25 protein-coding genes are annotated in these 24,010 nt (G+C 67.1%); 6 read left to right on the top strand and 19 right to left on the bottom strand.

Annotated features, from left to right (window positions below):
• The first annotated feature begins 3 nt into the window (after positions 1-3).
• Genes IB255_RS12575 through IB255_RS12585 form a run of 3 tightly spaced genes read left to right on the top strand, consistent with a single transcriptional unit; the run spans position 4 to position 2,356 of the window.
• Positions 4-762 (top strand): ABC transporter permease, encoded by a 759-nt coding sequence (locus IB255_RS12575; RefSeq protein ID WP_192210431.1) that lies wholly within the window; start codon positions 4-6, stop codon positions 760-762.
• Positions 759-1,520: an ABC transporter permease gene (locus tag IB255_RS12580; RefSeq protein ID WP_192210432.1), complete on the top strand. Its 762-nt coding sequence runs from the start codon at positions 759-761 to the stop codon at positions 1,518-1,520. Before IB255_RS12575 ends, IB255_RS12580 begins: the two co-directional genes overlap by 4 nt.
• 41 nt (positions 1,521-1,561) lie before the next feature.
• Entirely contained in the window at positions 1,562-2,356 is a 795-nt protein-coding gene (locus IB255_RS12585; RefSeq protein ID WP_151188984.1) for an ABC transporter ATP-binding protein, read from the top strand.
• A 468-nt stretch (positions 2,357-2,824) separates the two neighbouring features.
• Here the strand turns inward: IB255_RS12585 and IB255_RS12590 are convergent, their stop codons facing one another.
• Entirely contained in the window at positions 2,825-4,483 is a 1,659-nt protein-coding gene (locus IB255_RS12590; RefSeq protein ID WP_192210433.1) for a SulP family inorganic anion transporter, read from the bottom strand.
• A gap of 472 nt (positions 4,484-4,955) precedes the next feature.
• On the opposite strand from IB255_RS12590, the gene IB255_RS12595 reads away from it, so the two are divergent.
• Positions 4,956-5,327, top strand: a complete 372-nt coding sequence (locus IB255_RS12595) for a multidrug/spermidine efflux SMR transporter subunit MdtJ (protein ID WP_081518756.1) — start codon at positions 4,956-4,958, stop codon at positions 5,325-5,327.
• Positions 5,321-5,650, top strand: a complete 330-nt coding sequence (gene mdtI / locus IB255_RS12600; RefSeq protein ID WP_024766311.1) for a multidrug/spermidine efflux SMR transporter subunit MdtI — start codon at positions 5,321-5,323, stop codon at positions 5,648-5,650. Before IB255_RS12595 ends, mdtI begins: the two co-directional genes overlap by 7 nt.
• A gap of 163 nt (positions 5,651-5,813) precedes the next feature.
• Here the strand turns inward: mdtI and IB255_RS12605 are convergent, their stop codons facing one another.
• The 12 genes from IB255_RS12605 to flgB form a co-directional block, all read right to left on the bottom strand.
• Positions 5,814-6,860 (bottom strand): hypothetical protein, encoded by a 1,047-nt coding sequence (locus tag IB255_RS12605; RefSeq protein ID WP_081518757.1) that lies wholly within the window; start codon positions 6,858-6,860, stop codon positions 5,814-5,816.
• A 141-nt stretch (positions 6,861-7,001) separates the two neighbouring features.
• On the bottom strand, positions 7,002-7,916 hold the full coding sequence (flgL, locus tag IB255_RS12610) for a flagellar hook-associated protein FlgL (protein ID WP_081518758.1): 915 nt from the start codon (positions 7,914-7,916) through the stop codon (positions 7,002-7,004).
• 23 nt (positions 7,917-7,939) lie between these two features.
• On the bottom strand, positions 7,940-9,307 hold the full coding sequence (gene flgK, locus IB255_RS12615; protein ID WP_081518759.1) for a flagellar hook-associated protein FlgK: 1,368 nt from the start codon (positions 9,305-9,307) through the stop codon (positions 7,940-7,942).
• Positions 9,304-10,344: a lytic transglycosylase domain-containing protein gene (locus IB255_RS12620; protein WP_151188982.1), complete on the bottom strand. Its 1,041-nt coding sequence runs from the start codon at positions 10,342-10,344 to the stop codon at positions 9,304-9,306. The genes flgK and IB255_RS12620 overlap by 4 nt, the downstream gene beginning before the upstream one ends.
• A gap of 266 nt (positions 10,345-10,610) precedes the next feature.
• Positions 10,611-11,714, bottom strand: coding sequence for a flagellar basal body P-ring protein FlgI (locus tag IB255_RS12625; RefSeq protein ID WP_081518761.1), 1,104 nt, complete (start codon positions 11,712-11,714; stop codon positions 10,611-10,613).
• Positions 11,715-11,744: 30 nt separating this feature from the next.
• A complete protein-coding gene (flgH, locus tag IB255_RS12630) occupies positions 11,745-12,407 on the bottom strand; it encodes a flagellar basal body L-ring protein FlgH (protein ID WP_192210434.1) in 663 nt (220 codons plus the stop codon).
• Positions 12,408-12,409: 2 nt separating this feature from the next.
• The gene (flgG, locus tag IB255_RS12635; RefSeq protein WP_081518763.1) at positions 12,410-13,195 is read right to left on the bottom strand and encodes a flagellar basal-body rod protein FlgG; all 786 of its coding nucleotides are present in this window, start codon (positions 13,193-13,195) and stop codon (positions 12,410-12,412) included.
• A gap of 27 nt (positions 13,196-13,222) precedes the next feature.
• Positions 13,223-13,951 carry a flagellar basal-body rod protein FlgF gene (flgF, locus tag IB255_RS12640; protein ID WP_151188981.1) on the bottom strand — a complete coding sequence of 243 codons (729 nt, stop codon included), beginning with the start codon at positions 13,949-13,951 and terminating at the stop codon, positions 13,223-13,225.
• A 9-nt stretch (positions 13,952-13,960) separates the two neighbouring features.
• On the bottom strand, positions 13,961-15,148 hold the full coding sequence (flgE, locus tag IB255_RS12645; protein WP_192210435.1) for a flagellar hook protein FlgE: 1,188 nt from the start codon (positions 15,146-15,148) through the stop codon (positions 13,961-13,963).
• A gap of 36 nt (positions 15,149-15,184) precedes the next feature.
• Positions 15,185-15,853: a flagellar hook capping FlgD N-terminal domain-containing protein gene (locus IB255_RS12650; protein WP_081518766.1), complete on the bottom strand. Its 669-nt coding sequence runs from the start codon at positions 15,851-15,853 to the stop codon at positions 15,185-15,187.
• Positions 15,853-16,281 carry a flagellar basal body rod protein FlgC gene (gene flgC / locus IB255_RS12655; RefSeq protein WP_081518767.1) on the bottom strand — a complete coding sequence of 143 codons (429 nt, stop codon included), beginning with the start codon at positions 16,279-16,281 and terminating at the stop codon, positions 15,853-15,855. Before flgC ends, IB255_RS12650 begins: the two co-directional genes overlap by 1 nt.
• Positions 16,282-16,285: 4 nt before the next feature.
• A complete protein-coding gene (flgB, locus tag IB255_RS12660; protein ID WP_081518768.1) occupies positions 16,286-16,651 on the bottom strand; it encodes a flagellar basal body rod protein FlgB in 366 nt (121 codons plus the stop codon).
• Positions 16,652-16,737: 86 nt separating this feature from the next.
• Between flgB and flgA the strand changes: the two genes are divergently transcribed.
• Positions 16,738-17,535 (top strand): flagellar basal body P-ring formation chaperone FlgA, encoded by a 798-nt coding sequence (flgA, locus tag IB255_RS12665; protein WP_168190521.1) that lies wholly within the window; start codon positions 16,738-16,740, stop codon positions 17,533-17,535.
• 56 nt (positions 17,536-17,591) lie between these two features.
• Here flgA and IB255_RS12670 read toward each other — a convergent pair whose 3' ends face one another.
• From IB255_RS12670 to IB255_RS12695, 6 genes are all read right to left on the bottom strand, one after another.
• Positions 17,592-18,653: an ATP-grasp domain-containing protein gene (locus IB255_RS12670; protein WP_192210436.1), complete on the bottom strand. Its 1,062-nt coding sequence runs from the start codon at positions 18,651-18,653 to the stop codon at positions 17,592-17,594.
• Between the two features lie 187 nt (positions 18,654-18,840).
• Positions 18,841-19,770: a phosphatidate cytidylyltransferase gene (locus tag IB255_RS12675; RefSeq protein WP_081518771.1), complete on the bottom strand. Its 930-nt coding sequence runs from the start codon at positions 19,768-19,770 to the stop codon at positions 18,841-18,843.
• Position 19,771: 1 nt separating this feature from the next.
• The gene (locus IB255_RS12680) at positions 19,772-20,401 is read right to left on the bottom strand and encodes a lysophospholipid acyltransferase family protein (RefSeq protein ID WP_081518772.1); all 630 of its coding nucleotides are present in this window, start codon (positions 20,399-20,401) and stop codon (positions 19,772-19,774) included.
• Positions 20,402-20,415: 14 nt separating this feature from the next.
• A complete protein-coding gene (locus IB255_RS12685; RefSeq protein WP_081518773.1) occupies positions 20,416-20,862 on the bottom strand; it encodes a hypothetical protein in 447 nt (148 codons plus the stop codon).
• Complete coding sequence (locus tag IB255_RS12690; RefSeq protein ID WP_081519172.1) at positions 20,852-22,192, bottom strand: phosphatase PAP2/dual specificity phosphatase family protein; 1,341 nt, start codon at positions 22,190-22,192, stop codon at positions 20,852-20,854. Before IB255_RS12690 ends, IB255_RS12685 begins: the two co-directional genes overlap by 11 nt.
• A gap of 8 nt (positions 22,193-22,200) precedes the next feature.
• Positions 22,201-23,958 carry a bifunctional alpha/beta hydrolase/class I SAM-dependent methyltransferase gene (locus IB255_RS12695; protein ID WP_081518774.1) on the bottom strand — a complete coding sequence of 586 codons (1,758 nt, stop codon included), beginning with the start codon at positions 23,956-23,958 and terminating at the stop codon, positions 22,201-22,203.
• Between the last annotated feature and the right edge of the window lie 52 nt (positions 23,959-24,010).

The following is a 24,010-nucleotide window of genomic DNA, read 5'->3' on the forward strand; positions in this document are numbered from 1 at the left end:
GACATGCGCCGAACATTCGATCGTCTGAGCTGGTTCGCCTCGCCGCTGCTCCTGCTGCTGGCCTGGTTCGCCGTCGCCCGCGCCGGCTGGTTTCCGCCGCAACTGCTGGTGCCGCCGGCGGAAGTCTGGGCCAGCTTCCAGGACCTGCTGGCCAGCGGCGAGCTGCACGAGCACGTGGTGAACAGCCTGTCGCGCCTGGCCATCGGTTTCTCCATCGGCGCCGTCGGCGGGCTGCTGCTGGGCACCGCCATGGCGCTGTCGAAGACCGTGGAGGCCTACTGCGCGCCGCTGTTCCACACCCTGCGCCAGGTACCGTCGATCGCGCTGATCCCGATGTTCATCCTGTTCTTCGGCGTGGAAGAGACCTTCAAGATCCTGATCGTCACCAAGGCCGCTTTCTTCCCCGTGGCGCTGGCCGCCAGCGAAGGCGTGAAGGGCATTCCGCGCGGCTACTTCGAGGTCGCCAGCGTGTACCGCCTTCCGCTGTGGAGCCTGCTGCGCGACGTTGCCTTCCCCGCCGCCGCGCCGCCCATTGTCACCGGCCTGCGCATCAGCCTGAGCCGCGCCTGGATGGTGCTGGTGGCCGCCGAACTGCTCGCCGCCGACAGCGGCCTGGGGCAGATGATCGAGCTGAGCCGGCAGATGCTGCGCATCGACATCGTGATGGTCGGCGTAGTGGTCACCGGGGCCATCGGCTTCGTCCTCGACTTCGCCTTCCGCCTGCTGGAGAAGCGCTTGCTGCGCTGGAGACCGACGCCATGATCCGCATTCTCAAGAGCCTTCGCGGGCTGGTCCTGCCGGCGCTGCTGATCGCCGCCTGGCACTGGCAGTCACAGCAGGGCGCCAGCGCGGCCTATGCCTTCGTACCGCTGGAGCGCATCGGCGCCGGCTTCGTCGAGCTGATCAGGACCGGCGAGCTGTGGCTGAGCGTCGCCGCCAGCCTGCAACGCACCTGCCTCGGCCTGCTGCTGGGCGTGCTTGCCGGCTTCGCACTGGGCGCCGGCATGGCGCTGTCGCGGCCGCTCGAGCGGCTGTTCGCACCCCTCTACCACACCATCCGCCAGGTGCCGATCCTCGGCCTGATCCCGCTGATCGCCCTGTGGTTCGGCAGCGGCGAGCCGTCCAAGGTGCTGATCGTCAGCCTCGCCGCCTTCTACCCGATGACGCTGAACGCCTTCGAAGGCTTCCGCGACGTGGAGAAGCGTTACCGCGAAGTCGGCCGCCTGTATGCCTTCGGCCCCTGGCAGCAGTTCCGCGAAGTGCTGCTGCCCGGCGCGCTGCCCAGCCTGAGCAACGGCGTCCTGCACGCGCTGGCCTTCGCCTGGGTCAGCTCGGTGGGGTGCGAGCTGTTCCTCTCGACCGGCATGGGCCTGGGCAACCTGATGATGAACGCCGAGACCGGCTCGCGCATGGAGATCGTGGTGATCGGCGTGCTCAGCATCGGCCTGCTCGGCTACGCCATGAACCAGCTGTTCGCCCGCGCCGCGCGCCACCTGCTGCGCTGGCGCAACCTGCGCTAGCTCTTTCCAGATTCGGCCTATTCGTTATGAGTGCCCAGACCATGAACGCGATCCTCGATCCCGCCCTCCTTCCGGCCCAGCAGGCGCAACCCGGCGCGCTGGCCATCCAGGGCCTGAGCAAGGCCTATTCCATCGACGGCCGCAGCCTGCCGGTGCTGGAGAACATCGACCTGGCGGTGCGCCCCGGCGAGTTCGTCAGCATCGTCGGCGCCAGCGGCTGCGGCAAATCCTCGCTGCTGCGCCTGATTGTCGGCCTGGAGAACGACTACAGCGGGCGCATCCTCCTCGACGGCCAGGCCGTGACCGGCACCGGCCTGGAGCGCGGCATCGTGTTCCAGGACCACCGCCTGTTCCCGTGGAAGACGGTGGAAGAGAACGTCGCCCTGGCGCTGAAGCAGCAGAAACTCAGCCGCGCCGAGAAGCGCGAACGGGTGGCCGAGCACCTGGAGCTGGTAGGCCTGACCGGCTTCGAGCAGGCCTATCCGCACCAGCTCTCCGGCGGCATGGCGCAGCGCGCCGCCATCGCCCGCGCGCTGATCACCCGGCCCAAGGTGCTGCTGCTGGACGAGCCCTTCGGCGCCCTCGACGCTCTCACCCGCGTGCGCCTGCAGCATGAGTTGCAGCGCATCTGGGTGCAGCAGCGCAGCACCATGATCATGGTCACCCACGACGTGGAAGAGGCGCTGTACCTGGGCGACCGGGTGATCGTCATGGACGCGCGGCCGGGGCGGATTCGCCATGAGGTGCGGGTGGATCTGCCGCATCCGCGTGAGCGTGGGCATGCGTTGCTGGCGAAGTTGAAGGAAGAGCTTCTGGCGGAGCTGATGCAAGGGTGATCCGCCCTACGGAATCACCGGGCGCCAAGGGAGCGCCAAGGTAGGATGGCGTGGAGCGCAGCGATACCCATCATTCCTGCGCCCCAACAGCATGGGTATCGCAGGCTCCACCCATCCTACGTCCGTGTTTCGCCGGCAACTTCAGCGCTCGCCGTTGTATAACGCCTGGGGCGTTCCCCGCCCTACGGAATCACCGAGCGCCAAGGGAGCGTCAATGCAGGATGGCGTGGAGCGCAGCGATACCCATCATTCCTGCGTCCCAACAGCATGGGTATCGCAAGCTCCACCCATCCTACGCCCGTGTTTCACCGGCAACTTCCGCGCTCGCAGTCGTATAACGCCTGGGGCGTTCCCCGCCCTACGGAATCACCGGGCGCCAAGGGAGCGTCAACGTAGGATGGCGTGGAGCGCAGCGATACCCATCATTCCTGCGCCGCAACAGCATGGGTATCGCAGGCTCCACCCATCCTACGTCCGTGTTTCGCCGGCAACTTCAGCGCTGGCAGCGGAAAGCGCTGCGGGAAAATCCGGGTGATACCCCGTGCCGATCTCCTCCAGCACGCCCGCCTTGAGCAGCTTGCCGAGCACCCGCGCATTGGCCTCGCACAGGCGCACCTCGATGCCGCGTCGCTGCAACTGCTCGATCACTTCCTGCAGGGTCTGCAGGCCGGTGATGTCCATGAACGGCACATGGCGCAGGCGGATGATCAGCACCTTCGGGTCGGTGTGGGTCTTGGCCAGGGCGCGCTCGAAGGTTTCCGCCGCACCGAAGAACAGCGGCCCCTCGATGCTGTACACCAGCACGCCGGGCGGCAGCTCGCCGAGGCCGCGGCCGCGCAGTTCCACTTCCAGTTCGGGGCCGTCGTCGGCGTGTACTTCCACCGAGGAAGCCATGCGCCGCAGGAAGTGCAGCATGGCGAGGATCACGCCGATGTTCACCGCGATCACCAGGTCGCTGAACACGGTGAGCAGGAAGGTCACCAGCAGGATGGCCACATCCGCGCGCGGCGCGCGCTTGAGCATGAACAGGAAGTGCCGCGCCTCGCTCATGTTCCAGGCCACCACGAAGAGGATCGCCGCCAGCGCGCAGAGCGGGATGTTCGAGGCCAGCGGCGCGAGGAACAGCAGGATCAGCACCAGGGTCGCCGCGTGGGTGACGCCGGCCAGCGGGCTGTTGCCGCCGTTGCGGATGTTGGTCGCAGTACGCGCGATGGCCCCGGTGGCGGCAATGCCGCCGAACAGCGGGGTGACCAGGTTGGCGATGCCCTGGCCGATCAGCTCCTGGTTGGAGTCGTGGCGGGTGCCGGCCATGCCGTCGGCGACCACCGCCGAGAGCAGCGACTCGATGGCGCCGAGCATGGCGATGGCGAAGGCCGGGCCGATCAGTTCGAGCACCCGCGGCAGGGTCACCTCCGGCAGGCTGAAGCTCGGCAGGCCCTGGGGAATACCACCGAAGGCGCTGCCGATGGTGGCGACGCCCTCGAAGTGGAACAGCGACTGGATGGCCGTCACCACCACCATCGCCACCAGCGGGCCGGGCACCCGGCGCAGCGCGGCGATGCGTGGGGTGAACAGCACCAGCGCCAGGCTCTGCAGCGCCAGCACAGTTGTCGCCAGGTGCAGTTGCGGCAACGCCTGGATCAGGTGCCAGAGCTTCTGGTGGAAGTGCTCGCCGGTCACCGCCGGCAGGCCGAAGAAGTCCTTCCACTGGCCGACCCAGATGATCACCCCGATGCCGGCGGTGAAGCCGACGATCACCGGCGCGGGGATGAAGCGGATGATGCTGCCCAGGCGGCTGACGCCCAACAGCACGAGGATCGCGCCGGCCATCAGCGTGGCGATCTGCAGGCCATCCACGCCGTACTTGGCGGTGACGCCGGCGAGGATGACGATGAAGGCACCGGTGGGGCCGGCGATCTGCACGCGACTGCCGCCCAGCAGCGAGACCAGCACGCCGGCGAAGATCGCCGTGTAGATGCCCTGCTCCGGCTTCACCCCGCTGGCGATGGCGAAGGCCATGGCCAGCGGCAGCGCGACCACCCCGACTATGACCCCGGCCACCAGGTTGCGCGTCCAGTGCTCACGGCCGAAGAGTCCGGCCTTCCAGGCTTCTCGCAGGGCGATCATCGCAGTCTCCGACGGGATATCGATGGTGGATGCTAACAGGCCGCACGCCAAAACGGCCCGGCGCAGGTCATGGCTGTGGCGCGCTGTCGCAGGCGAAGCAAGGTGAACAAAATATTGCACAACCCTGGTGGAGCGCAGGGTCCAGCGGGGTTCGCAGGCGCCATTTCATGGGCATTCATGACGTAAATCAACCGGGTCGATTTGCCAGTGAAGCGAAAAATGGGCACAATATGTTCATTATGTTGAACATCAAGGCTCTACCTCTCCCCACTTCCCGCCTGGTTTCGCGCGAGCGTCACTGGACCGGCGACCTCTAGCTCCTCCCTTCGGCAACCACCTTCTGGTGGCGCCAAGCGCGGTGAACACTCACAGGTGATTCCCGCCCGAGTCGGCACCACCGAACCCGAACCGAAACCGCCGCAAGGATGCTCTTAGCGAGACTGCGCGCGGCTGCCCGTGGGAGGGCTTTACCATGCGTTCCTGGATCTATCTGCTAGCCGCCATCGGCTTCGAAGTCGTTGGCACCACCTCGATGAAATTCACCCACACGCTGTTCCCGGTTGCCGGGCTGCTGCTGATGTACGTGATGATCGGCCTGTCGTACTACTTCCTGTCGCTGGCCATCAAGCGCGTGCCGGTCGGCGTGGCCTACGCCCTGTGGGAAGGCATCGGCATCGTGCTGATCACCCTGGTTAGCGCCTTCTTCCTCGGCGAGCACCTGAGCCTGGACAAGGCCCTGGGCCTGGCCGTGATGATTGCCGGCATCCTGCTGGTGAAATCCGGTACCCGTACCGGCCGTCATGAAGAGCGCCGTGAACTGAATGGGGAGGCCGTGACATGCTGAACCATGACCTGATTCCGATGGCCTGGCTGGGCCTGGCCATCGTCCTGGAAGTGATCGCCAACCTGCTGCTCAAGTACTCCGACGGCTTCCGCAAGCGCCTGATCGGCGCAGCCTCGATCCTCTGCGTGCTGGGCGCGTTCACCGCGCTCGCCCAGGCGGTACGCGGCATCGAACTGTCGGTGGCCTACGCCATCTGGGGCGGATTCGGCATCCTCGCCACCGTCGCCATGGGCTGGGCGCTGTTCGGTCAGCGTCTGGTCTGGCGCGGCTGGGTCGGCCTGGCGATGCTCGTGCTGGGCATGGGCCTGCTGAAGCTGGCCTGATCACTGAGAGAAACGAAAAAGGCGGAGCTGGGCTCCGCCTTTTTCATGCCTGGGAATTGGCTGCCGTGCGGTTCGCGGGCATGGCCCGCTCCTACAAAACCGATGCTCCCTGTAGGAGCGGGGCATGCCCGCGACCGGCGTCCGCAGGACGCCCTTCGATCCATCAGGCCAGCAGGCTGACCACCGCGAAGCGACTCAGGTTGGCCTGGGCCACCACCGTCTGCGCCGCCGCGCTGTAGTGCGTGGCGCTGCGCCCCATGCGGTCGAGCATGGAAGCGGCGAAGGTGTGCGCCCACTCGCGTTCGTCCTCGCTGGCGTGGCGGTCGAGGAAGTCGCGGATGTCGTCCTGGCGATGACGCAGCTGGTCGCGCAGGCCGCCAATGCGATCCAGCGCCGACACCACCGAATCGAGCAACTGGCGCTGCTCACGGAAGGCATCGGTCTTGATCTCGGTGGGGAACGCCAGCAGCCCCTCTTCCTGGCTTTTCAGCCGGGTGTTCTTGCCCTTGGCGAACAGCTTGCCCTCGCCCTGCACCGCCAACTGGCCCTTGAGCTGTTGCCAGTCGGCCTCGGGGGCGGAGAACTTCAGCGCGCCATCGCTATCGAGTTCGGCGCGAATGCCGGCCTGGCCGAGCGTGGCGTTGAAGCGGCGCAGCACCTGCTCGGTGCTCATGCCATCGTCCAGCACCACCGCCGCCGGTTCCGCGAGCTGGCGCCCAGCGCTGAACAGCAGGGTTTCCTTGCCCGAGCGCTGGATGTCCTGCACCGACTCCAGGCCTTCGAGGCTGAAGCGGCTGCGCACCGGCTCGTTGAGGCGCAGGCGGAAATTGGCGTCGAGGCTGCCGTCCGAACGCTGGGCGCGCTGCTCCAGCAGTTCGTTGACCTGCCGCGTGGCCTGGCGCACGCCTTCGCGGTCCTGGGACTGCGGCGCGCTGAGTTCGCGGCTGAGGTTGAGCTTGAGACCGCCGAGGCGGTCCTGCAGGTCGCCCAGGTAGCTGTCGGCCGACTGCATGGAGGACAACTGCTGGTTGAGCTGCAGGTTGAAGCTGCCGCTCTTCTGCGCGCCCCGCGCCATCTGCGCGGCGTTTTCACTTTTCTCTTCGTTCTTGCGCAGGGTGTTCTGCCGCTCGCCGGTGGAGGGCAGGATGACGTCGCGGCGGGCGCTGGGATCGAAGACGGCGGCGGCCGGCAGTTGCTTGATGACCTTCATGGTGACCTCTGCACCGGATGTGCTTCCGCCCGGCACTGGGGCCGGGCGGAGGCGGGATAAAAAGTAGGGGAACCGGGCGCTGCGCCGCCGATTGGCGTCCAGACCTCCTTGCGGCGCGGCCCGGCTCCCCTACGAAGAAACTTACAGGCGGCTGAACAGCGACAGGTCGTTGAGCTTCAGGTAGGTCTTCTGCGTGGCCTGCAGCGCCAGCTGGTAGGTGTTCAGGTCGATGCTCGCGCCGGCGTAGTCCAGCTGCGACAGCTCGCCGTTGATCTTCTGGTTCACCAGCGACACCTCCTCGTTGCTCGAGTTGAGCATGGTCAGGGTGTTCTGCCGCCCGCCCAGCTCGGTGATGGCGCCGAGCACACCGTCGTGGGCGCTGTCGAGGCCGTCGATGGTCGCGGCGATCTGCGCCTGCACCGTCGGGTCGGTGGTATCCAGGGCCGGGTCCTTGAGCATCTTCACCGTGGCGTGGAGCTGGTTGAGGAAGTCCATGCTGCTGCCGAACATGCCCAGCGCGGTGACGTTCTCTTCCACCTGGACGCCGTTGGCCACGGCCGCCTGGCGCGACTTGTCGTTGCCGGTGGCGACGTAGGTGTCGGTCAGCGGTTCGTAGGTCACCGCCGCGGTGTCGCTCAGGGTGCCGGAAAACAGGTAGCGGCCCTCTTCATCACGCACGTTGACGAAGCTGACGATGGTCTTCTCGATGCTCTCCAGCTCGCCCGCCATGGCGTTCAGGTCCTTGGGCGTGTTCGAGCCGTTGGCCGCCCAGAGCAGCAGGTCGCGCACGTTGAGCATGGAGTCCGAGGTGGCCTGCAGGTTGGCTTCCTGGGTGGAGAGGTTGCCCGAGACGTTGCTGATGTTGGTGCGGTACTGCGCCAGGCTCGCTTCCTCGCGCTGGATGCGCAGCATGCGCACGCTGGCGATGGGGTCGTCGGAGGGCTGGAGGATGCGCTGGCCGGTGGACATCTGCTGCATCAGCTTGCCCAGGGAAGCCGAGTTGCTGTTCATCGAACCGCTCATCAGCGCGGTGATCTGTGCGTTGGTAATGCGCATGGTGCTGTCCTTCGCAATGGCCCTTAGAAAGCCGCGAGCATCGAGTCGAACAGCTCCTTGGCGGTGCTGATGACTTTCATGTTGGCCTGGTAGGCCTGCTGGTAGGTGATCAGGTTGACCGCCTCTTCATCCAGGCTCACTGCACTGACGCTGTCGCGCTGGGCCTGGGCCTGGGTGGCCACGGTGGTGGCGGTCTTCTGGTCGGCCTGGTTCTGCCGGCTGGCGCTGGCGACCTTGCCGAGCAGGCCGGCGAAGGCGTCGTTGAGGGTGACCTGGCTGCCGCCAACGGTGATGCTCTGGCCCTTGAGTTCCAGCAGGTCCAGCAGGTTCCTGTTGTTGCCGCTCTCGCCGGCGGTGTCCGACAGCGCCAGCTCCTCGGGCTTGAGGCCGTTCACGCTGAGCATCGCCGTGGTGCTGCCGGCGTTGTAGCTGAGCAGCGCCTGACCGGGGTTGCCATTGAGGTCGAAGCCATTGGCCAGGGTGTCGTTGACCAGTTGGGCGAACTGCCCGGCCATTTCGTGCAGGGCAGTCTGGTTCGGCCGCAGGGTGTCGTACTCGGTGTCGTACAGCGCGCCCAGCGAACCGCCCATGCCGTCCTGGGTCAGCGGGAAGCTGGTACCGGCGAAGGTCAGGGCGATTTCCTGCTCGCCCGAGGAAGTGCGGCTGATCGCCAGTTGCCCGGCGGAGTTGCCGGCCACCAGCGGCTGGCCGTTGGCGAGGGAGACGGTGAGCGAGCCGTCGGCCACTTCGTTGACGCGGATCGAGGCGTACCTGGAGAGGTCCTGCACCAGGCTCTCGCGGTGGTCGCGCAGCGCGGTGGTGTCGCCGCCGGAAGAGCCGACTTCGACGATCTGCTTGTTCAGCGCGGCGAGGTTGGCGGTCAGCCCGTTGATCTCGCCGACCATGGAGCCGCGCTGCTCCTGCAGGGCGCGCAGCTGGCTGTCGATGTTGCCGGACAGGCCATTGAAGCGCTGGGCGAGGTTCCTGGTCTCGTTGACGATCTGCTGGCGCAGGGCGACCGAGCCGGGCGTGGCGGTGGCCTCGCTGAGCGCGGCGAAGAAGTTGTCCAGGCCGACGCTGATGCTCGAGCCTTCGCCACCCATCAGGCCTTCCAGCGCGGACAGGTACTGCTGGCCGCTGTCGTAGTAGCTCTGCTCGGTGGTGGCGCGCCACAGCTGCTGGTTCTGGAAGTCGTTGGCCATCCGGCGGATGCTGGTCACCGTCACGCCGCCGCCGACGTTCAGGCCACCCTCGCCGGCCAGCGACGCGAGCACCGGGCTCAGCCGGCTGAAACCGGGAGTGTTGGCGTTGGCGACGTTCTGGCCGGAGGTGGCCAGGGCGATCTGCGCCGCGCGCAGGCCGCTGTAGCCGATCTGGCTCAACATACTCAAGAGGCATTCTCCTTCGACTCGAGGCGGATCGGCTGGGCAAACGCCGCCGAGGCCGGTCGGGAAACAAATTCGGGCTGTTGTCCCTGATAGGCGACGTAATCACTGTGGCGCTTAAATCCTTCCTGCGGCGCGTGCTTCAAGCCGCTCTCCGGCGACAGGCCGCTGCCGGGGATGCGCGCCGGCGCCTGGGCCTCGCGCACGCGACGGAGCACGCCGAGGGTGTAGTCGCGGGTCTCCTCAAAGGGGATGCTGCGCACCCAGTCGGCCATGCCGATCTGTCCGCTGCGCGGATCGCCGTTGTTCTTCAGCCACTCATCGACCTTGCCGGGGCCGGCGTTGTACGCGGCCAGGGCGAGCACGTGCTGGCCGTCGTACCGGTCGAGCATCTTGCCCAGGTAGGCGCTGCCCAGGGCCTTGTTGTAGGCCGGGTCGCTGGTCAGGCGCTGCTCGTCGTAGGGCAAGCCCAGCTCGCCGGCAACTTCGCGGGCGGTGTCGGGCATCAGCTGCATCAGGCCACGCGCGCCCTTGGGCGAGACGGCGGCGGCGTTGCCGCCGGACTCCTGGCCGATCACGCTGTCCACCAGAGTACGGAAGCCCGCCGTGCCCTGCTGCCAGGCGTGGGCGAGACGGTCCACGCCACGCTGCCAGGTGTCCACCAGCGGGTTGCGGCTGGACACCGACGGTCGGCGCAGCGCTTCGCCGCTGTCGGCGAGCGCCACCGGCTCGGTGGTGTCGGCAGGCTCGGCAGAGAGCTGGCGCACCAGCAGGTCGGCGATGCCGGTCTGCTTGCGCGAGGCCAGGTGCTCGGCCAGCGCTTCGTCGTAGAAGTCGCGCATCGTATCGAGGTCGCGGCTGCGCAGCGGGCTGCCGGCGGAGAGCACGTCGCCGGCCTTGCGCATCTGCTTGAGGATCTGTTGCAGGAACATCGCCTCGAACTGTTCGGAGGCCGCCTGCAACTGCTCGCGGCGGACCTGCTCGGGCGACTCGCCGGGCTGGCCGCTGGGGACGATGGGACGGTTGAGCGAGGTGATGCTCATGGGGCTGATGCTCTTTCGACGAGGTCGCGACGGCGCCGCATTTTGCGCAGGGCTAGGCGCGAATCGTGTGGTTTGGTCATTCCAAATGAACGATGAGTAACGACGCTCTGCGCAAAATGCGGCCCGTCCCTCCGGGTTGCGCGGCAAATCACGCCATGCGTCGTTGCGGGGCTAGCCAAGGGAGCGACCATTGCCGTCGCCCCGCGTCTAGCCTGGCGTGATTTGACGCGGCAACGCGACTCTCGGCGAAAGAGCATCAACCCCATTTAGATGACCACCAGCTCGGCATTCAGCGCACCGGCCTGCTCCAGCGCCTGGAGAATGCTCATCACGTCATCCGGCGTCGCGCCCAGGCTGTTCACCGTGTTGATGATGCTTTCCAGGCTGGTGCCCTCGGGCCACTTGAACATCGGTTTCTTGTCCTGGCTGACCGAGACGTCCGACTGCGGGGTGACCGCCGTGGTGCCGTTGGAGAACGGACCCGGCTGGCTGACCTGGGGGTTCTCGCTGATGGTCACGGTGAGCGAGCCGTGGGCGACCGCGGCGGCTTTGACGCGCACGCCCTGGCCGACCACCACGGTGCCGGTGCGGCTGTTGAACACCACCTTGGGCCGGGTGCGGCCTTCCTGCACTTCCATGCCTTCGAGCATGGCCATGAAGCTGGTGCGCTGGGCCAGGCTGACCGGGGCGCGGACGGACACCTTGGTGCCGTCCAGCGCGGTGGCGGTGCCGGAGCCGAAGCGCTCGTTGACTGCATTCATCACCTGGGTGGCGGTCTGGAAACTCGGCTTGCGCACATTGAGCATCACGTCCGGGCGCTGGGCGAAATCGCTGGGAATCATCCGTTCGATGGTCGCGCCGTTGGGAATCAGGCCGCTGTTGGCGCTGTTGATCGACACGCTGGAGCCGCTCTGGCCCTGCGCATGCAGGCCGCCGACCACCAGGTTGCCCTGGGCCAGCGCGTAGACTTCGCCGTCCACGCCCTGCAGCGGCGTCATCAGCAGCAGGCCGCCGCGCAGGCTCTTGGCGTCGCCCAGCGAGGACACGGTGACGTCGATGGTCTGCCCGGCGCTGTAGGACGGCGGCACGCTGGCGGTGACGCTCACCGCGGCGACGTTCTTCAGCTTCGGGTCGACGTTCGGCGGCAGGTTCACGCCGAACTGCTTGAGCATGTTGGCCACCGACTGGTTGGTGAATTTCACCTGGTTCTTGTCGCCAGTGCCGTCCAGGCCGACGACGAGGCCGTAGCCGATCAGCTGGTTCTCGCGCACACCTTCGATGTCCACCAGGTCGAGCAGCGGAATGGCCAGCGCCTCGGCCTGCCAGAACAAACAGGCGCTCGCCAGCAGGCGGGCAAGGGTTCTACACATAAGCGTTCTACGCATGGAAGGCTCGCCTGCTTACATCGGGAACAGCGGATGGGTGAAGAAGCGCGTCAGCCAGCCGGCCGAGTTGCTGTCGTTGAGCACGCCGCGCCCGGCGTAGGAAATCTTGGCGTTGGCGACGTTCTGCGAGGACACCTGGTTGGAACGGTTGATGTCGTCGATACGCACCAGCCCCGTGAGGCGGATGAACTCGTCGCCCTGGTTCAGGCGCAGGGATTTTTCACCCTTCACCAGCAGCACGCCGCCGGGCAGCACCTTGTGCACGGTCACCGCAATGGAGCCGGAGAGGGTGTTCTGCTGTGAGCTTTTCGCCGAGCCGGTGAAATCGCGGTTGGCCGTGGCAGATGTTTCCAGGCCGCCGTACTCCTTGGTCAGGATGGTCGGCACTGGCACATCCAGGCTGGACTGCTTGCCGAAGCTGGTGCCCGCGCTCTTGCTCGACTGGGTGGACTCGCTGAGCACCACGGTGACGATGTCGCCGACGCCGATCGCGCGCTTGTCGCGCAGCAGCGAACCGCCGTAGCCGGAACGGAACAGCCCGCCGCTGGTGGTCGGCGGTTGGCTGTAGTCCAGCTCCGGGGGCTGGTAGGCCGAGGAATCCTCGTCCGGCAGCATCTCGTCGAAGCTCTGGCATCCGGCGAGCAGCGCCAGGGCGAGCAGCAGGGCAAGGCGCGTCATGGTCAGACCGTCTGGTTGAGGAACTGCTGCATGCCCGACGCGGCGTCGAGCACCTTGGCGTTGGCCTCGTAGGCGCGCTGGATGGCGATCATGTTCACCATCGCTTCCACCACCTGCACGTTGGAGCCTTCCAGCACGCCCTGCTTGAGGTTGCCCAGGCCTTCCTCGCCCGGCGTGCCTTCCTGCGGCTCGCCGCTGGCGGCGGTTTCCTTGTAGAGGTTGCCGCCGAGGGCTTCCAGGCCCGCCGGGTTGGTGAAGCTGACCAGGGTGATCTGGCCCAGCTCGGTGGGCAGGGTCTCGCCCGGCAGCACGGCGGTGACGATGCCGTCGCTGCCGACGGTGAAGCGGCTGGCGCCAGCCGGTACTTCGATGTTCGGTGTCAGCGGCAGGCCCTGGGCGTTGACCACGATGCCTTCATTGTTCAGCTGCAGCTGGCCGTTCTCGGTGTAGTAGGTGTCGCCGTTGGGCGCCTCGACCTGGAAGAAGCCGCTGCCGACGATGGCCAGGTCCATGGGCTGGCCGGTGGTCTGCATGCTGCCTTCGGTAAACACCTTCTGCGTGCCGACGACGCGCACGCCGCTGCCCAGCTGGATGCCCGAGGGCACGGTGTTGACCTGGTCAGCCTGGGCGCCGGGTTGCAGCTGCACCTGGTAGAACAGGTCCTCGAAGACCGCGCGGTCGCTCTTGAAGCCGACGGTGTTCACGTTGGCCAGGTTGTTGGCCACGGTGGACATCGCGGTGTCCTGGGCTGCCAGGCCGGTCTTGCTGACCCAAAGTGCCGAACTCATGTTGTGCTCCTGTCTGCGCGCCGCGGGTTAGCCGCCACGGATCATGCGGTCGCCGGCCTCGGCAAGATCCGAGGCGGCCTTCATCATCTTCACCTGGGCCTCGAACCGCCGGTTCAGGCTCATGGTCCCCACCAGCTGGTCGATGGCCGAGACGTTGCTTTGCTCCAGGTGTCCGGAGACCAGCCGCACGTCCTCGCTGGCGGCGACGTTCTGGCCGTCCTTGCTCACCAGCAGGCCCTGGGCGTTCTTCACCAGGGAGGCAGCCGGGGCGTCCACCAGCTTGAGGCGGTCGACGTCGGTCATCATGAAGTCGCCGCGCGGCATCACCGAGATGGTGCCGTCGCTGCCGATGGCGATGGCGTCGTACTCGGGCAGGGTGATCGGCCCGCCTTCGCCGAGCACGGCGCGGCCGTTGATCATCAGCTGGCGGTCAGCGTCGATCTCGAGGTTACCCTGGCGCGTGTACGCCTCGCCGTTGCCGCTCTGCACGGCGAACAGGCCCTGGCCCTGGATGGCGACATCGAGGTCGCGCCCGGTAGCCATCAGGGTGCCGGCGCTCATGTCCACACCGCTGCTCTCGATGCGCGCGAGGTGGCGGCTGTCATAGCCGGCGCCACTCACATCGACGGCGGTGGCGTGCTCCAGGTCGGCGCGAAAACCGGGGGTGTTGACGTTGGCGAGGTTGTTCGCGCGCACATCCAGCGCCGCCATGCTGCGGCTGGCGGCGGTCATTGCGGTGTAGCCGAGGCGATCCATGACGAGTCCTTAGATGGCCGAGAACAGGACCTGGGTGAGTTCCTTGTCGGTGGTCATCACCTTGGTGTTCGCCTGGTAGTTGCGCTGGCCTTCCATGAGGCCCACCAGTTGCTGGGTGATGTCGACGTTGGAACCTTCCAGGTTGCCCGCCGACAGCGAGCCGAACTGGCCGATGCCGGGCACGCCGATCAGCGGGGCGCCGGAGGCGGAGGTCTCGGTCCAGGCGGTGCCGCTCTGGTTCTGCAGGCCGCCGCTGTTGATGAAGTTGGCCAGGGCGACCTGGCCCTGCAGCATGCGCTGGCCGTTGCTGTAGTTGACGTAGACCTTGCCGTCGTTCTCCACCGCGATGCCGGTCTGCTCGCCGGCGGCGTAGCCGGTGGTGCGGTTGGTGGTGACGACGAAGTCCGAGCCGTACTGACTGGTGCCGGTGTAGTCCAGCGAGATGTTCATCGGGTCGACGCCGGGCAGGGTGAAGCCCACCGGCACCGAAGCGATCGGCGAGGACAGCGAGCCGTCCGGGGCGAAGGTCAGCGACTGGGTGGCGCCGACAGCGTTGCCATCCACCGCGTAATGCGCATCCCAGGTGTTGGTGCCGGTCAGCACGAAGTACTGGGTCAGGGTGTGCTCCTTGCCCTGGGAGTCGTAGACCTTGCTGGTGTAGGTGGAGTTGTAGGTCTCCACCTTCTGCGGGTCGAACGGCGAGACGGTCGGTACTGTCTCGTTGGAGTCGAGGTTGGCGACGAACTCCAGCTTGTCGGTGGCCTTGGCCGGCAGGTTGGCGGTCTTCACCTGCAGGTCGGAGACGGTGCCCACCAGCAGGTTGCCGGCGGCGTCGGTCGGGTAGCCCTGCAGGCGCTGGCCGGTGGCGTTGATCAGGTAGTTGGCGTTGTCCTGGCTGAACACGCCGGCGCGGGTGTACTGGGTGTCGCCGTTGCCGCTCTTGACCACGAAGAAGCCGCCGCCGGAGATGGCGAGGTCGAGCGCGCGGTTGGTCGACACCAGCGAACCGCCCTGGCTGATGCTCTGGGTGGTGCCGGCGACTTCCACGCCCATGCCCTTGCCGTCGGCGTAGACGCTGCCGAACTCGGTGCGCGAGGACTTGAAGCCCACGGTGCCGGAGTTGGCGATGTTGTTGCTGATGGTGTCCAGTTGCTGGGTGACGGCGTTCAGGCCGGTCAGGGCGATGTTGAAGCTCATGGCGTTATCTCATCCTAAGAGGGGGGAAGCAGGCGCTCAGGCGGCCTGGCCCTGACTGAATTCGACGATCTTGTAGAAGGGCACCGAACCTGCGCCCTCGACTTCCAGCACCGGGCCATCGGCGCTGACGCGGACGTTGTGCACCAGGCCGGACACCTCGATGCCCGGCGTCTCGCCGCTCTCGGTCTTCACCGCCAGGCTGTACTTGCCGGGCTTCAGGCCAAGCGCCTGCGGGTCCACGCTGAAGGGCACGGCACCGGCTTCCTGCGGGCCGAGGGTGATGTCGGTGCGCACGCCGTTGGCATCGGTGAGCTGCAGCACGGTGGTGGCCGAGGCGTGCTCCAGGGTGATCTGTCCGCTGACCTCGTCGCCGTCCAGCTGCAGGCTGTCGGCGCTGACCTTCACTTCCTGGCCGACGAGACCTGCGGCAGTGAGGGTCTGCAGGTTGTCCATCAGCACCAGGTTGTTCTGCTGCAGGGTGGTCATGTTCTGCATGCTCTTGACCTGCGCCATGGCCGAGTACTGGTTGATGAACTCGGTGCTGTCCACCGGCTTGGTCGGGTCCTGGTATTGCACCTGGGCGACCAGCAGGGTGATGAAGCTGTTCTCCATGTCGGTCAGTTCGCCGAGGTTGACCGCCTGTTTGGGCGTGTCGGTCGAGGTGCCGCTGGTGGTGGTGCCGGTGTCGTTGTTGACCGTGCTCATCAGGCGTCTCCCAGTTTCAGCAGGCTGGACTGCATGCTCTTCACACGGTTGAGCACTTCCACGCCGGTCTCGAAGCTGCGGGTGGCGGACATCATGTCGGTCATCTCTTCGATCTCGTTGACGTCGGGGTAGTAGACGTAGCCGGTGGCGTCGGCCAGCGGGCTGCCCGGCTCGTAGCGGCGCTGCGGCGAGCGGCCGGAAGTCACCACGTCGAGCACCTGCACGTGGGCGCCGCCCATGCCAGCGCCACGGGTGAGCTGGTCGTTCTCGTAGACGGCGGCGAACATCGGCTTGCGCGCCTGGTACACGGCGTCTGGGCTGTTGGCGGCGGAGTCGGCGTTGGCAAGGTTGCTCGCCACGGTGTTCAGGCGCACGGTCTGCGCGTTCATCGACGAGCCGGCGATGCGGTAGATGGAGTCGAATGCCATGGCGTCAGCGTCCTTCGATGGCCTGCTTGAGGCCGCGGAATTTCATGGTCAGGAAGGTCAGGCTGGTCTGGAAATCCATCGCGTTGCGCGAGAACTCCGCCTGCTCGGTGGACAGCTCCACGCTGTTGCCGTCCTGGGAAGGCTGGTTGGGGATGCGGTACTTCAGGTCAGGGCGCGCGGCGCTGGTGCTCGCCAGCAGCACGCTGGAGCTGTCCTGGCGCTGCATCTCGGCGGCGAAGTCGATGTCCCGCGCCTTGAAGCCGGGGGTGTCTTCGTTGGCCAGGTTGGAGGCCAGGATTTCGCTGCGCTGCATGTGCAGCGAGAGGGCTCTCTCGTGGATACCCAGGGTCTCGTCAAACCGTATACTCATTCGCGCAACCCGCTCTCGTCGTTCGGCCATCTTTCGGTGTGCGCAGCGACAGAGCACAAAGCATGCCCACCCCGGAATATCGCTTCATGTCGTTGATTTACAAGGCTTTACGCGCGACGCGAAACAGCGCGTGCAACGCGGCTTTTCCGCTTTCGACGCGCCGCGCGGCGGGATGCGGAAAGGCTCTTTCCGCCTGCTTCCTCCTGCTGCTTCCCGCCCTGGCACAAGCCCAGGATGCGCGCGCGCAACTCGACGCTGCCGCGCAGCAGCAGGTCGCTGCCGAGCTGAAGGAAGCCGCGCGCAAGGCCGGCTGGAAAGGCATGACTTTCACCGTGAACAACAACCTGCCCAACAGCCTGGGCAAGCTCGCCGCCTGCCCCGGCGGCCCGCAGCTGCGTGCGCTCGAAGCGCCTGCCGCGGTCAGCGCGCGACGGCGTTTCGAAGCCTCCTGCAAAGGGCAGTCCGGCTGGCCGGTGACCTTCATCAGCCAGCCCACGGTGTACCTGCCGACCGTGGTCGCCAGCGGCGAGATCGCGCGCGGCCAGACGCTGGACGCGGCGCAACTCAAGCTCGCGCCGGTGGAGCTCGGCAAGAGCTCGCGGGGTTACTTCACCGATATCGCCGAGGTGGCCGGCAAGACGGCCCGCCGCCGCATTCGCGCCGACCAGCCGCTGACGCCGGCACTGCTCGATGGAGCAATGCTGGTGCGGCGCGGCCAGCAGGTGAAGATCGTCGCCAGCCAGGACGGCATCCAGGCCAGCGCCGTCGGCGAGGCGCTGGCCAACGGCAAGCAGGACGAAGTGATCCGCGTGAAGAACCTGCGCAGCCAGAAGATCATCGAGGCGAAGGTGACGGCGTCAGGCGAGGTGAGCAGCATCTTCTGATGCTGCACCCGCTCACTGCCGCCCCCCTGTAGGACGGTCGCGGGCAAGGCCCGCTCCTACAGTGATGCGCTGCGGTCACCGCGGCCCAGCGAGCCCGGCAGCGCGACGATGGCTTCGGGCGCAGCAGCCGGCGCGGCAAACGTGGTCACCTCCACCAGCCGCCGCGCGTGGATGCTCGGCGCCGGCAGCACCGGCGCATCCAGCGGCGCCTCGCGGAAGCAGCGCAGGTGGTTGGCGACCATGTCGTAGCCGGACAGGTGGCTGAAGGCGATCCCGCCGGAGAAGCGCGGGTTGACGTCCATCAGCAGCGCCTCGCCGTCCTGCACCAGGAACTCCATGTTGATGCAGCCGTTCACATCCAGCACACGGGCGACCTGTCCGGCCATCTCGAGCAGTTGCGGATCGGCCAGCATGCGCACGGTCAGGCCCGCGCCAGTCGGCGTACGCACCAGCTCCTGGCGCGCCATGGCCGCCCAGTCGCCGCTGCACCGCTGGCGCACCACGTCCACCACGCAGACCTCACCCGGCAGCAGTGGCTGCACGATGTAGTCGCGGTCCGAGAAACGCTTGCGCACGTAGTGCAGGAAATCCGCGTCGCGCACCTGCATCAGCCCTTCGCAGTTACGCCCGTCGCGCGGCTTGGCGATCAGCGGCAGGTCCAGCCCCGGTACGGGCAGGTCTTTCAGGCGCCAGGTGGGAATGGTGCGGATCAGCGCATCGTTGCGGAAGGCCTGGTGCACCAGCCACTTGTCGCGGGCGACGCGAATGGTCTCCAGCGGCTGCATGCACAGCGTGATGCCGCGTTCGGCGAACGCCTCGTGGTGCTGCGCAAAGGCATCGACCTCGGGGTCGATCAGCGGCACCACATGGGTCACCTGCTCGGCTTCGCAGATCCTGAGGATGCGCTCCACATACTCGGTAACATTTCTCGCCGCCGGAACTCGATGGAAGGTATCCAGCAAGGCGGAGGTAGTGCACCAGTCGCGGGGTTGGGTATTGGTCCCCACCACCCGCGCGCCCCAGTGCTCGCGCAGCGATGAGATCACCGATTCGGCGGAGTAGGAGCCGATGGCGGTGACCAGGCAGGTAAACCGGAAACCACCCGCCGGGCCGTTCAAGACGCAGCCCCGCCGGTGATTTGCGGAAAGAGAGTGCTCATTGCTTCATGGCCCCGTGAAGATTCGACTGCTTACGCCCAAACACTCCGTTGCCGTACGACATTCCCGAAGGAATAGAGCAAGCGTAGCCGCGAACCGGCGCTCCGGAGTGGTTACCCCGGAGCGCCTGGGGGATTTCCGACGGGGGTCAGGTCCACCAGTAGCGGACGAAATGGAAGAACACCGGCGCGGCGAAACACACCGAGTCCAGGCGGTCGAGCATGCCGCCGTGGCCTTCGATCATGTGGCCCCAGTCCTTCACCCCACGGTCGCGCTTGATCGCCGACATCACCAGCCCGCCGAAGAAACCGAGGATGTTGATCATCAGGGCGATCAGCAGCGCCTGCCAGAAGCTGAAGGGCGTGATCCACCACAGTGCGCCGCCGATCAGCGTGGCCAGCGTCACGCCGCCGATGAAGCCTTCCAGGGTCTTGGATGGCGACAGGTTCGGCGCGATCTTGCGCTTGCCCATGAGCTTGCCGCAGACGTACTGCAACACGTCGGACAGCTGCACGACGATGACCAGGAAGGCGATCAGCAGCAGGTTGCGCCCTTCGTAGCCGGCGATCTCCAGGGTCAGCAGCGCCGGCACGTGGGAGATGCAGAACACCGCCAGCATCAGCGCCCACTGCACCTTCGAGGCGCGCTCGAGGAAGTGCTTGGAGTCACCGCCCAGCGAGGCGAGGATCGGCAGCAGCAGGAACACATAGACCGGGATGAAGATGGAGAACAGCCCGTACCAGCCGATGCCGATCAGCAGGTACTGCATCGGCAGCACGAAGTAGAAGGCCGCCACCAGCGCCGGATAGTCGCTGCGCCGGGTCGGCATCAGGGTGAGGAATTCGCGCAGGGCGTAGAACGACACCCCGTAGAACAGCAGGATCACCGCCCAGTGGCCGAGGGCGAAGGCGCAGCCGATCACCGCGACCATCACCCACCAGGCGTTGATCCGCGCGTTGAGGTTGTCGATCACCGCGTGCGGTCCGGGCGGCGCTTTCCAGCGCAGCACCGCGCCGACCAGCGAGGCGAGGACGAGGATGGCGCCGATACCACCGAAGAGCAGCCAGGTCTGGTTCATCTCAGCGACCCTCCGGCGCGGCGAGCTTGAGCAACGCTTCGCGGGCGCGTTCGAGGAAGGCGTCCTTGGCCTCGCCCTCCTCCACCGCCAGCGGTGCGCCGAAGCTCAGGGTGCACAGCAGCGGCAAGGGCAGCGCGCGCCCCTTGGGCATCACGCGGTTGAGGTTGTCCAGCCACACCGGCACCAGTTCCACCTGCGGATGGGCCCTGGACAGGTGATAGATGCCGCTCTTGAAGGGCAGCAGGCGCACATCTTCGTCGAGGTTGCGGGTGCCTTCGGGGAAGAGGATCAGCGAGTCGCCGTCGGCCAGGGCGCGCTCCACCGGCTCCAGCGGGTTGCCGCCCTCGGCGCCGCGCGTGCGGTCGATCAGCACGCCGTGGAACACGCGGTTGATGATGAAGCCACGCAGGCCGCCCTTGCCCCAGTAGTCCATGCCTGCCACCGGCCGCGTGCGCGAGCGCAGCTCCGGCGGCAGCGAGGCCCAGAGCAGGACGAAATCGCCATGGCTGCTGTGGTTGGCGTAGTAGATGCGCTGTGCCGGGATCGGCGTGGTGCCGATCCACAGGCTGCGCAGGCCGGTCACCGCACGGGCGCCGGCGATGATGGCGTAGGCGCAGAGTCGTTCCAGCATTGCGGGTACGTTCCTCAGGATTGGAAAGTCAGGGTGATCAGGCACAGCAGCGCAATGAGCCACTGGGCGGCGCAGAGCTGCACCTGCCGGCGCAACAGGGCGAGCGCGCCACGGCTGCGCTCGCTCCAGGGACGGCCGGTCTTGTCCGCCGACACACCGGCGTAGGTCGCCAGGGCGTCGTCCAGCTGCCGGGTTTTCTCCGCCAGCGCCTCTCCGGCGTTGGCCATGGCTTCGAACAGGTCGGCGTCCAGTGCCACACGCATGGCATAGAACTTCTGCACCAGCCCGAGCAGCACCAGCAACGCCATGCTCAGGCTGAACGCCAGGGTGGCGCTGGCCATCAGCACGCCGTAGAAACCCAGGGCCAGCGCCAGCACGGTAAGCGCCGAGGACAGGCCATTGAGACTGCTGCCACGGCGCAGCAGGCTGGCCACCAGGATCAGGGCTGGATCAACCGACATGACTCACCTCCTGTGACAGGTTCGGCTGGCCGGCGATCTGCGCCAGCACCGCCAGTTGTTCGGCCTTGAGCACCACCTGCGGACGCGCGTGACGAACCTGCGCCAGCGCATCCTCGAGCGTGGCCGCACGGCCGGAAATCAGCAGCCAGGCCGCCACCAGCGTGGCGCTGCGCGAGTAGCCCAGCGCACAACAGACCAGCACCGGGCCTTCGGCGTGCATTCGCTGGATCAGCTCCGCGCCTTGCCGGCACTGCGCGACGCTGGGCGCTACCAGGTCGAGCAGCGGCAGGCACTCGTAGCGCCGGCTCAGCGCAGTGCAGGGCAGCTCGGCGCACAGGTCGAGGATCGCCAGGCTCGGCAGATGCCGGGGCTGGTACCAGTCCGGCAAGCGCCCGAGCCAGAGGCCCGGCAACACTTCATCCGGCTGCGGATGGCGGCGCGTCCACCAGCGCGCATTGAACCACGCGCCCAGCCAGTAGGGCGCCAGCAGCCAGGAGACCGCCACCGAATGGCGACCGTCCAGGCGCTTCTGGAAGCCCACCGTGCCGATCGCCAGGTAGCACAACGCGACCAGCGCCAGGGATACCGCCGGCCAGCACAGCCAGAGCCACAGGCCGCCGCCGGCCAGCGCCAGCCCCAGACAGAGCAACGCGCCGACGCCGTAGAGGGCCGCCAGCCGGCGCCGCTGCGGGTCGCCGCTGAGGCTCCACGCCTGCAGCGGCGAGCGAACCTCCCGTGGCCACAGCCAGACGCAGAAGAAGCCCAGCAGCGCACCGGTCGGCACATCGATGAAATGGTGTTGCCAGGTGGTCAGCACCGACAGCCCGATCAGCGCGAACCAGCCGTGCAGCAACCAGCGCCATGCGCCGCTGGCATAACGACCGTAGGCGACCCAGAGGATCACCAGCAGGGCGATATGCAGTGAAGGCGCCTGGTTGAAGGGCTTGTCGAACCCCATCAACAGGTCGAACAGCGCACCGAAGACGCCCTCCAGCATCGGTCGCTCGAAGCTGAAGCGCAGCGGGAACAGCAGAAAACAGGTCACCGCGACAACCTGCGCGGTGAGCAGGCGCAGGGCATGGCAGTCCAGCCCGCGGCGGGTACGCGGCAGCAGGAAGGACAGCCCGTACAGCAGGTCGATCGACCAGTACGGGATGATCGTCCAGGGCCACAGCGGCGTGCCGCGCTCCCAGTCGAACACCAGCACGCCGACCGATTCGCGCTGCCCCGCCACCCAGTTGGCGAAGCCATAGCTGAGGAAGAAGAACGGCCCAAGGAACAGCAGCCAGATCACCGCCCTCCGCAGGACACCCGGGTCGCGCGCCGGCATCGACGCCATCAGCTGCGCTCCCGGCGGGCCAGGGAGACGGTGAAGATGCCGTCCTCGTCGATGCGCTGGGCCAGCTTGCGGAAGCCGGCGGCGGCCACCAGCTGGTCCATCTCCCCTTGCGTACGGCGGCGCATCACCCAGGCCTGCCCGGCGCGGTGGCTGGTGAGGGCACGGGCGATCAGCTCCAGCTGCGGGTGCCAGGGCTGGCCGGTGTAGATCAGGTAGCCGCCCTCCTCCACCGCCTCGCCCAGCCCGGCCAGCGAACCGCTGACCATGGTGTTGTCGGCGAACAATTCATAGAGACCGGAGACCACCGCCAGCGTCGGTTTCGGCTCGACGGCGGCAAGGTCGGCGCCATCGAAGGCGTCGCCCTGTACGAAGCGGGCGCGTTCCTTCAGGCCCAGGCGCTCGATCAGCGCCGAGCCCTCGCGCACGTTCAGCTCGCTGTAGTCGCGCAGCAGCACGCTTTCGGGCAGCGCCTCGGGGCCCTGCAGTGCTTCGAGGATGTAGCGCCCGTGGCCGGCGGCGATGTCGAGGATGCGGACCTCGCGGCCCTGCTCGCGCAGGCTGGCCATCGCCAGGCGCAGCAGCTCCTCGATGTTCACCTTGCGCTGGCGGATGCCGCGCCAGCCGGCGGACTCCAGGTAGGTGCGATCGATCATCCGGCCCACCGGCCCCGCCCCGGCAGGCTGGTTGCGGTAGACGTAGTCCAGGGTGCTGCCGGAGTCGAAGCCGGTCTGGAAGCCGAGGTTGATACCGTCGGACAGCAGACGGCCGAGGCGCATGTTGGCGCGGGTCGCACGCCAGTAGAGATCGCGGATCGACCAGGCGGGCAGCGGCGTCGCCAGTGCTTCCGCTTCGGCGCAGGTGTAGCCGAAGCGGTCGGCGTCGCGCAGGTCGGCGCGCTCGGGCTGGCGGGCGAAGCACTCGAGGATGAAGCGCCGCGCGCGGGTGGTCGCCTGCTCGCGGTTCAGCTCGCCGAGGGTGTCGTGGAAGAAGCCGGGCAGGATGTGCAGTTCCTTGCGCGCCGTGCCGAGGTTGTCGAAGAAGCGCTGCTGCGGCTTGCGGTGCACCACGAAGTCGGAACCGGAGATCAGCACTTGCGTCGGCACCTGGATCGCCTGCGCATCGGCCACCACGCGGTCGGCCGCTTCGTACAGGCCCAGCAGTACATTCACCGAGATGGCCTTGGCGATCAGCGGGTCGCTGTCATAGGAGGCGATGCGCTCGGGGTCGTGGGTGAGGAATTTCGCCTTCACATAGCTGTTGACGAAGAAGTTGCCGCGCCACCAGCGCGCCAGCTTCAGGCCCGGCCGGGCGAAAGGCACGTAGAGCTTGACCTTGAACGCCGGCGAGGCGAGCACCAGGCTGCGGATCGGCGGCGCGTAGTCGTGCACCCAGGTCGAGGCGACCACCGCGCCGACACTCTGCGCCACCACCGCCATGTCGCTGATGGCGATGCCGTAGGTCGAGGCGATGTGCTCGACGAAGGTCTGCACGTCACGCACGCTGGTGCCGAAACTCGGGCTGTCGCCACGCGCGCCGGGCGACTGGCCGTGGCCGCGGGCATCCCAGGCGAAGACGTCGAAGCCGGGCAGGTCGAGTTCGTCGGCCAGGTGGCCGATGCGCCCGGAATGCTCATGGCCGCGATGGAACAGCAACACCGCGCGGCGCGTCGCGTCGCTGCCGGCAGCGGCCGGCCAGTGGCGGTAGAACAGCTCGACGCCGTCATGGGTAACGAAGTGGTGATTCGAAGACTCGCGCATAACTTCCTCTGTTCGATGGCTTGCGGGACTGTCCAGTCCCCGTCCTGACAGG

It is taken from the genome of Pseudomonas sp. PDM22 (genome assembly GCF_014851965.1).
Classification (GTDB): domain Bacteria; phylum Pseudomonadota; class Gammaproteobacteria; order Pseudomonadales; family Pseudomonadaceae; genus Pseudomonas.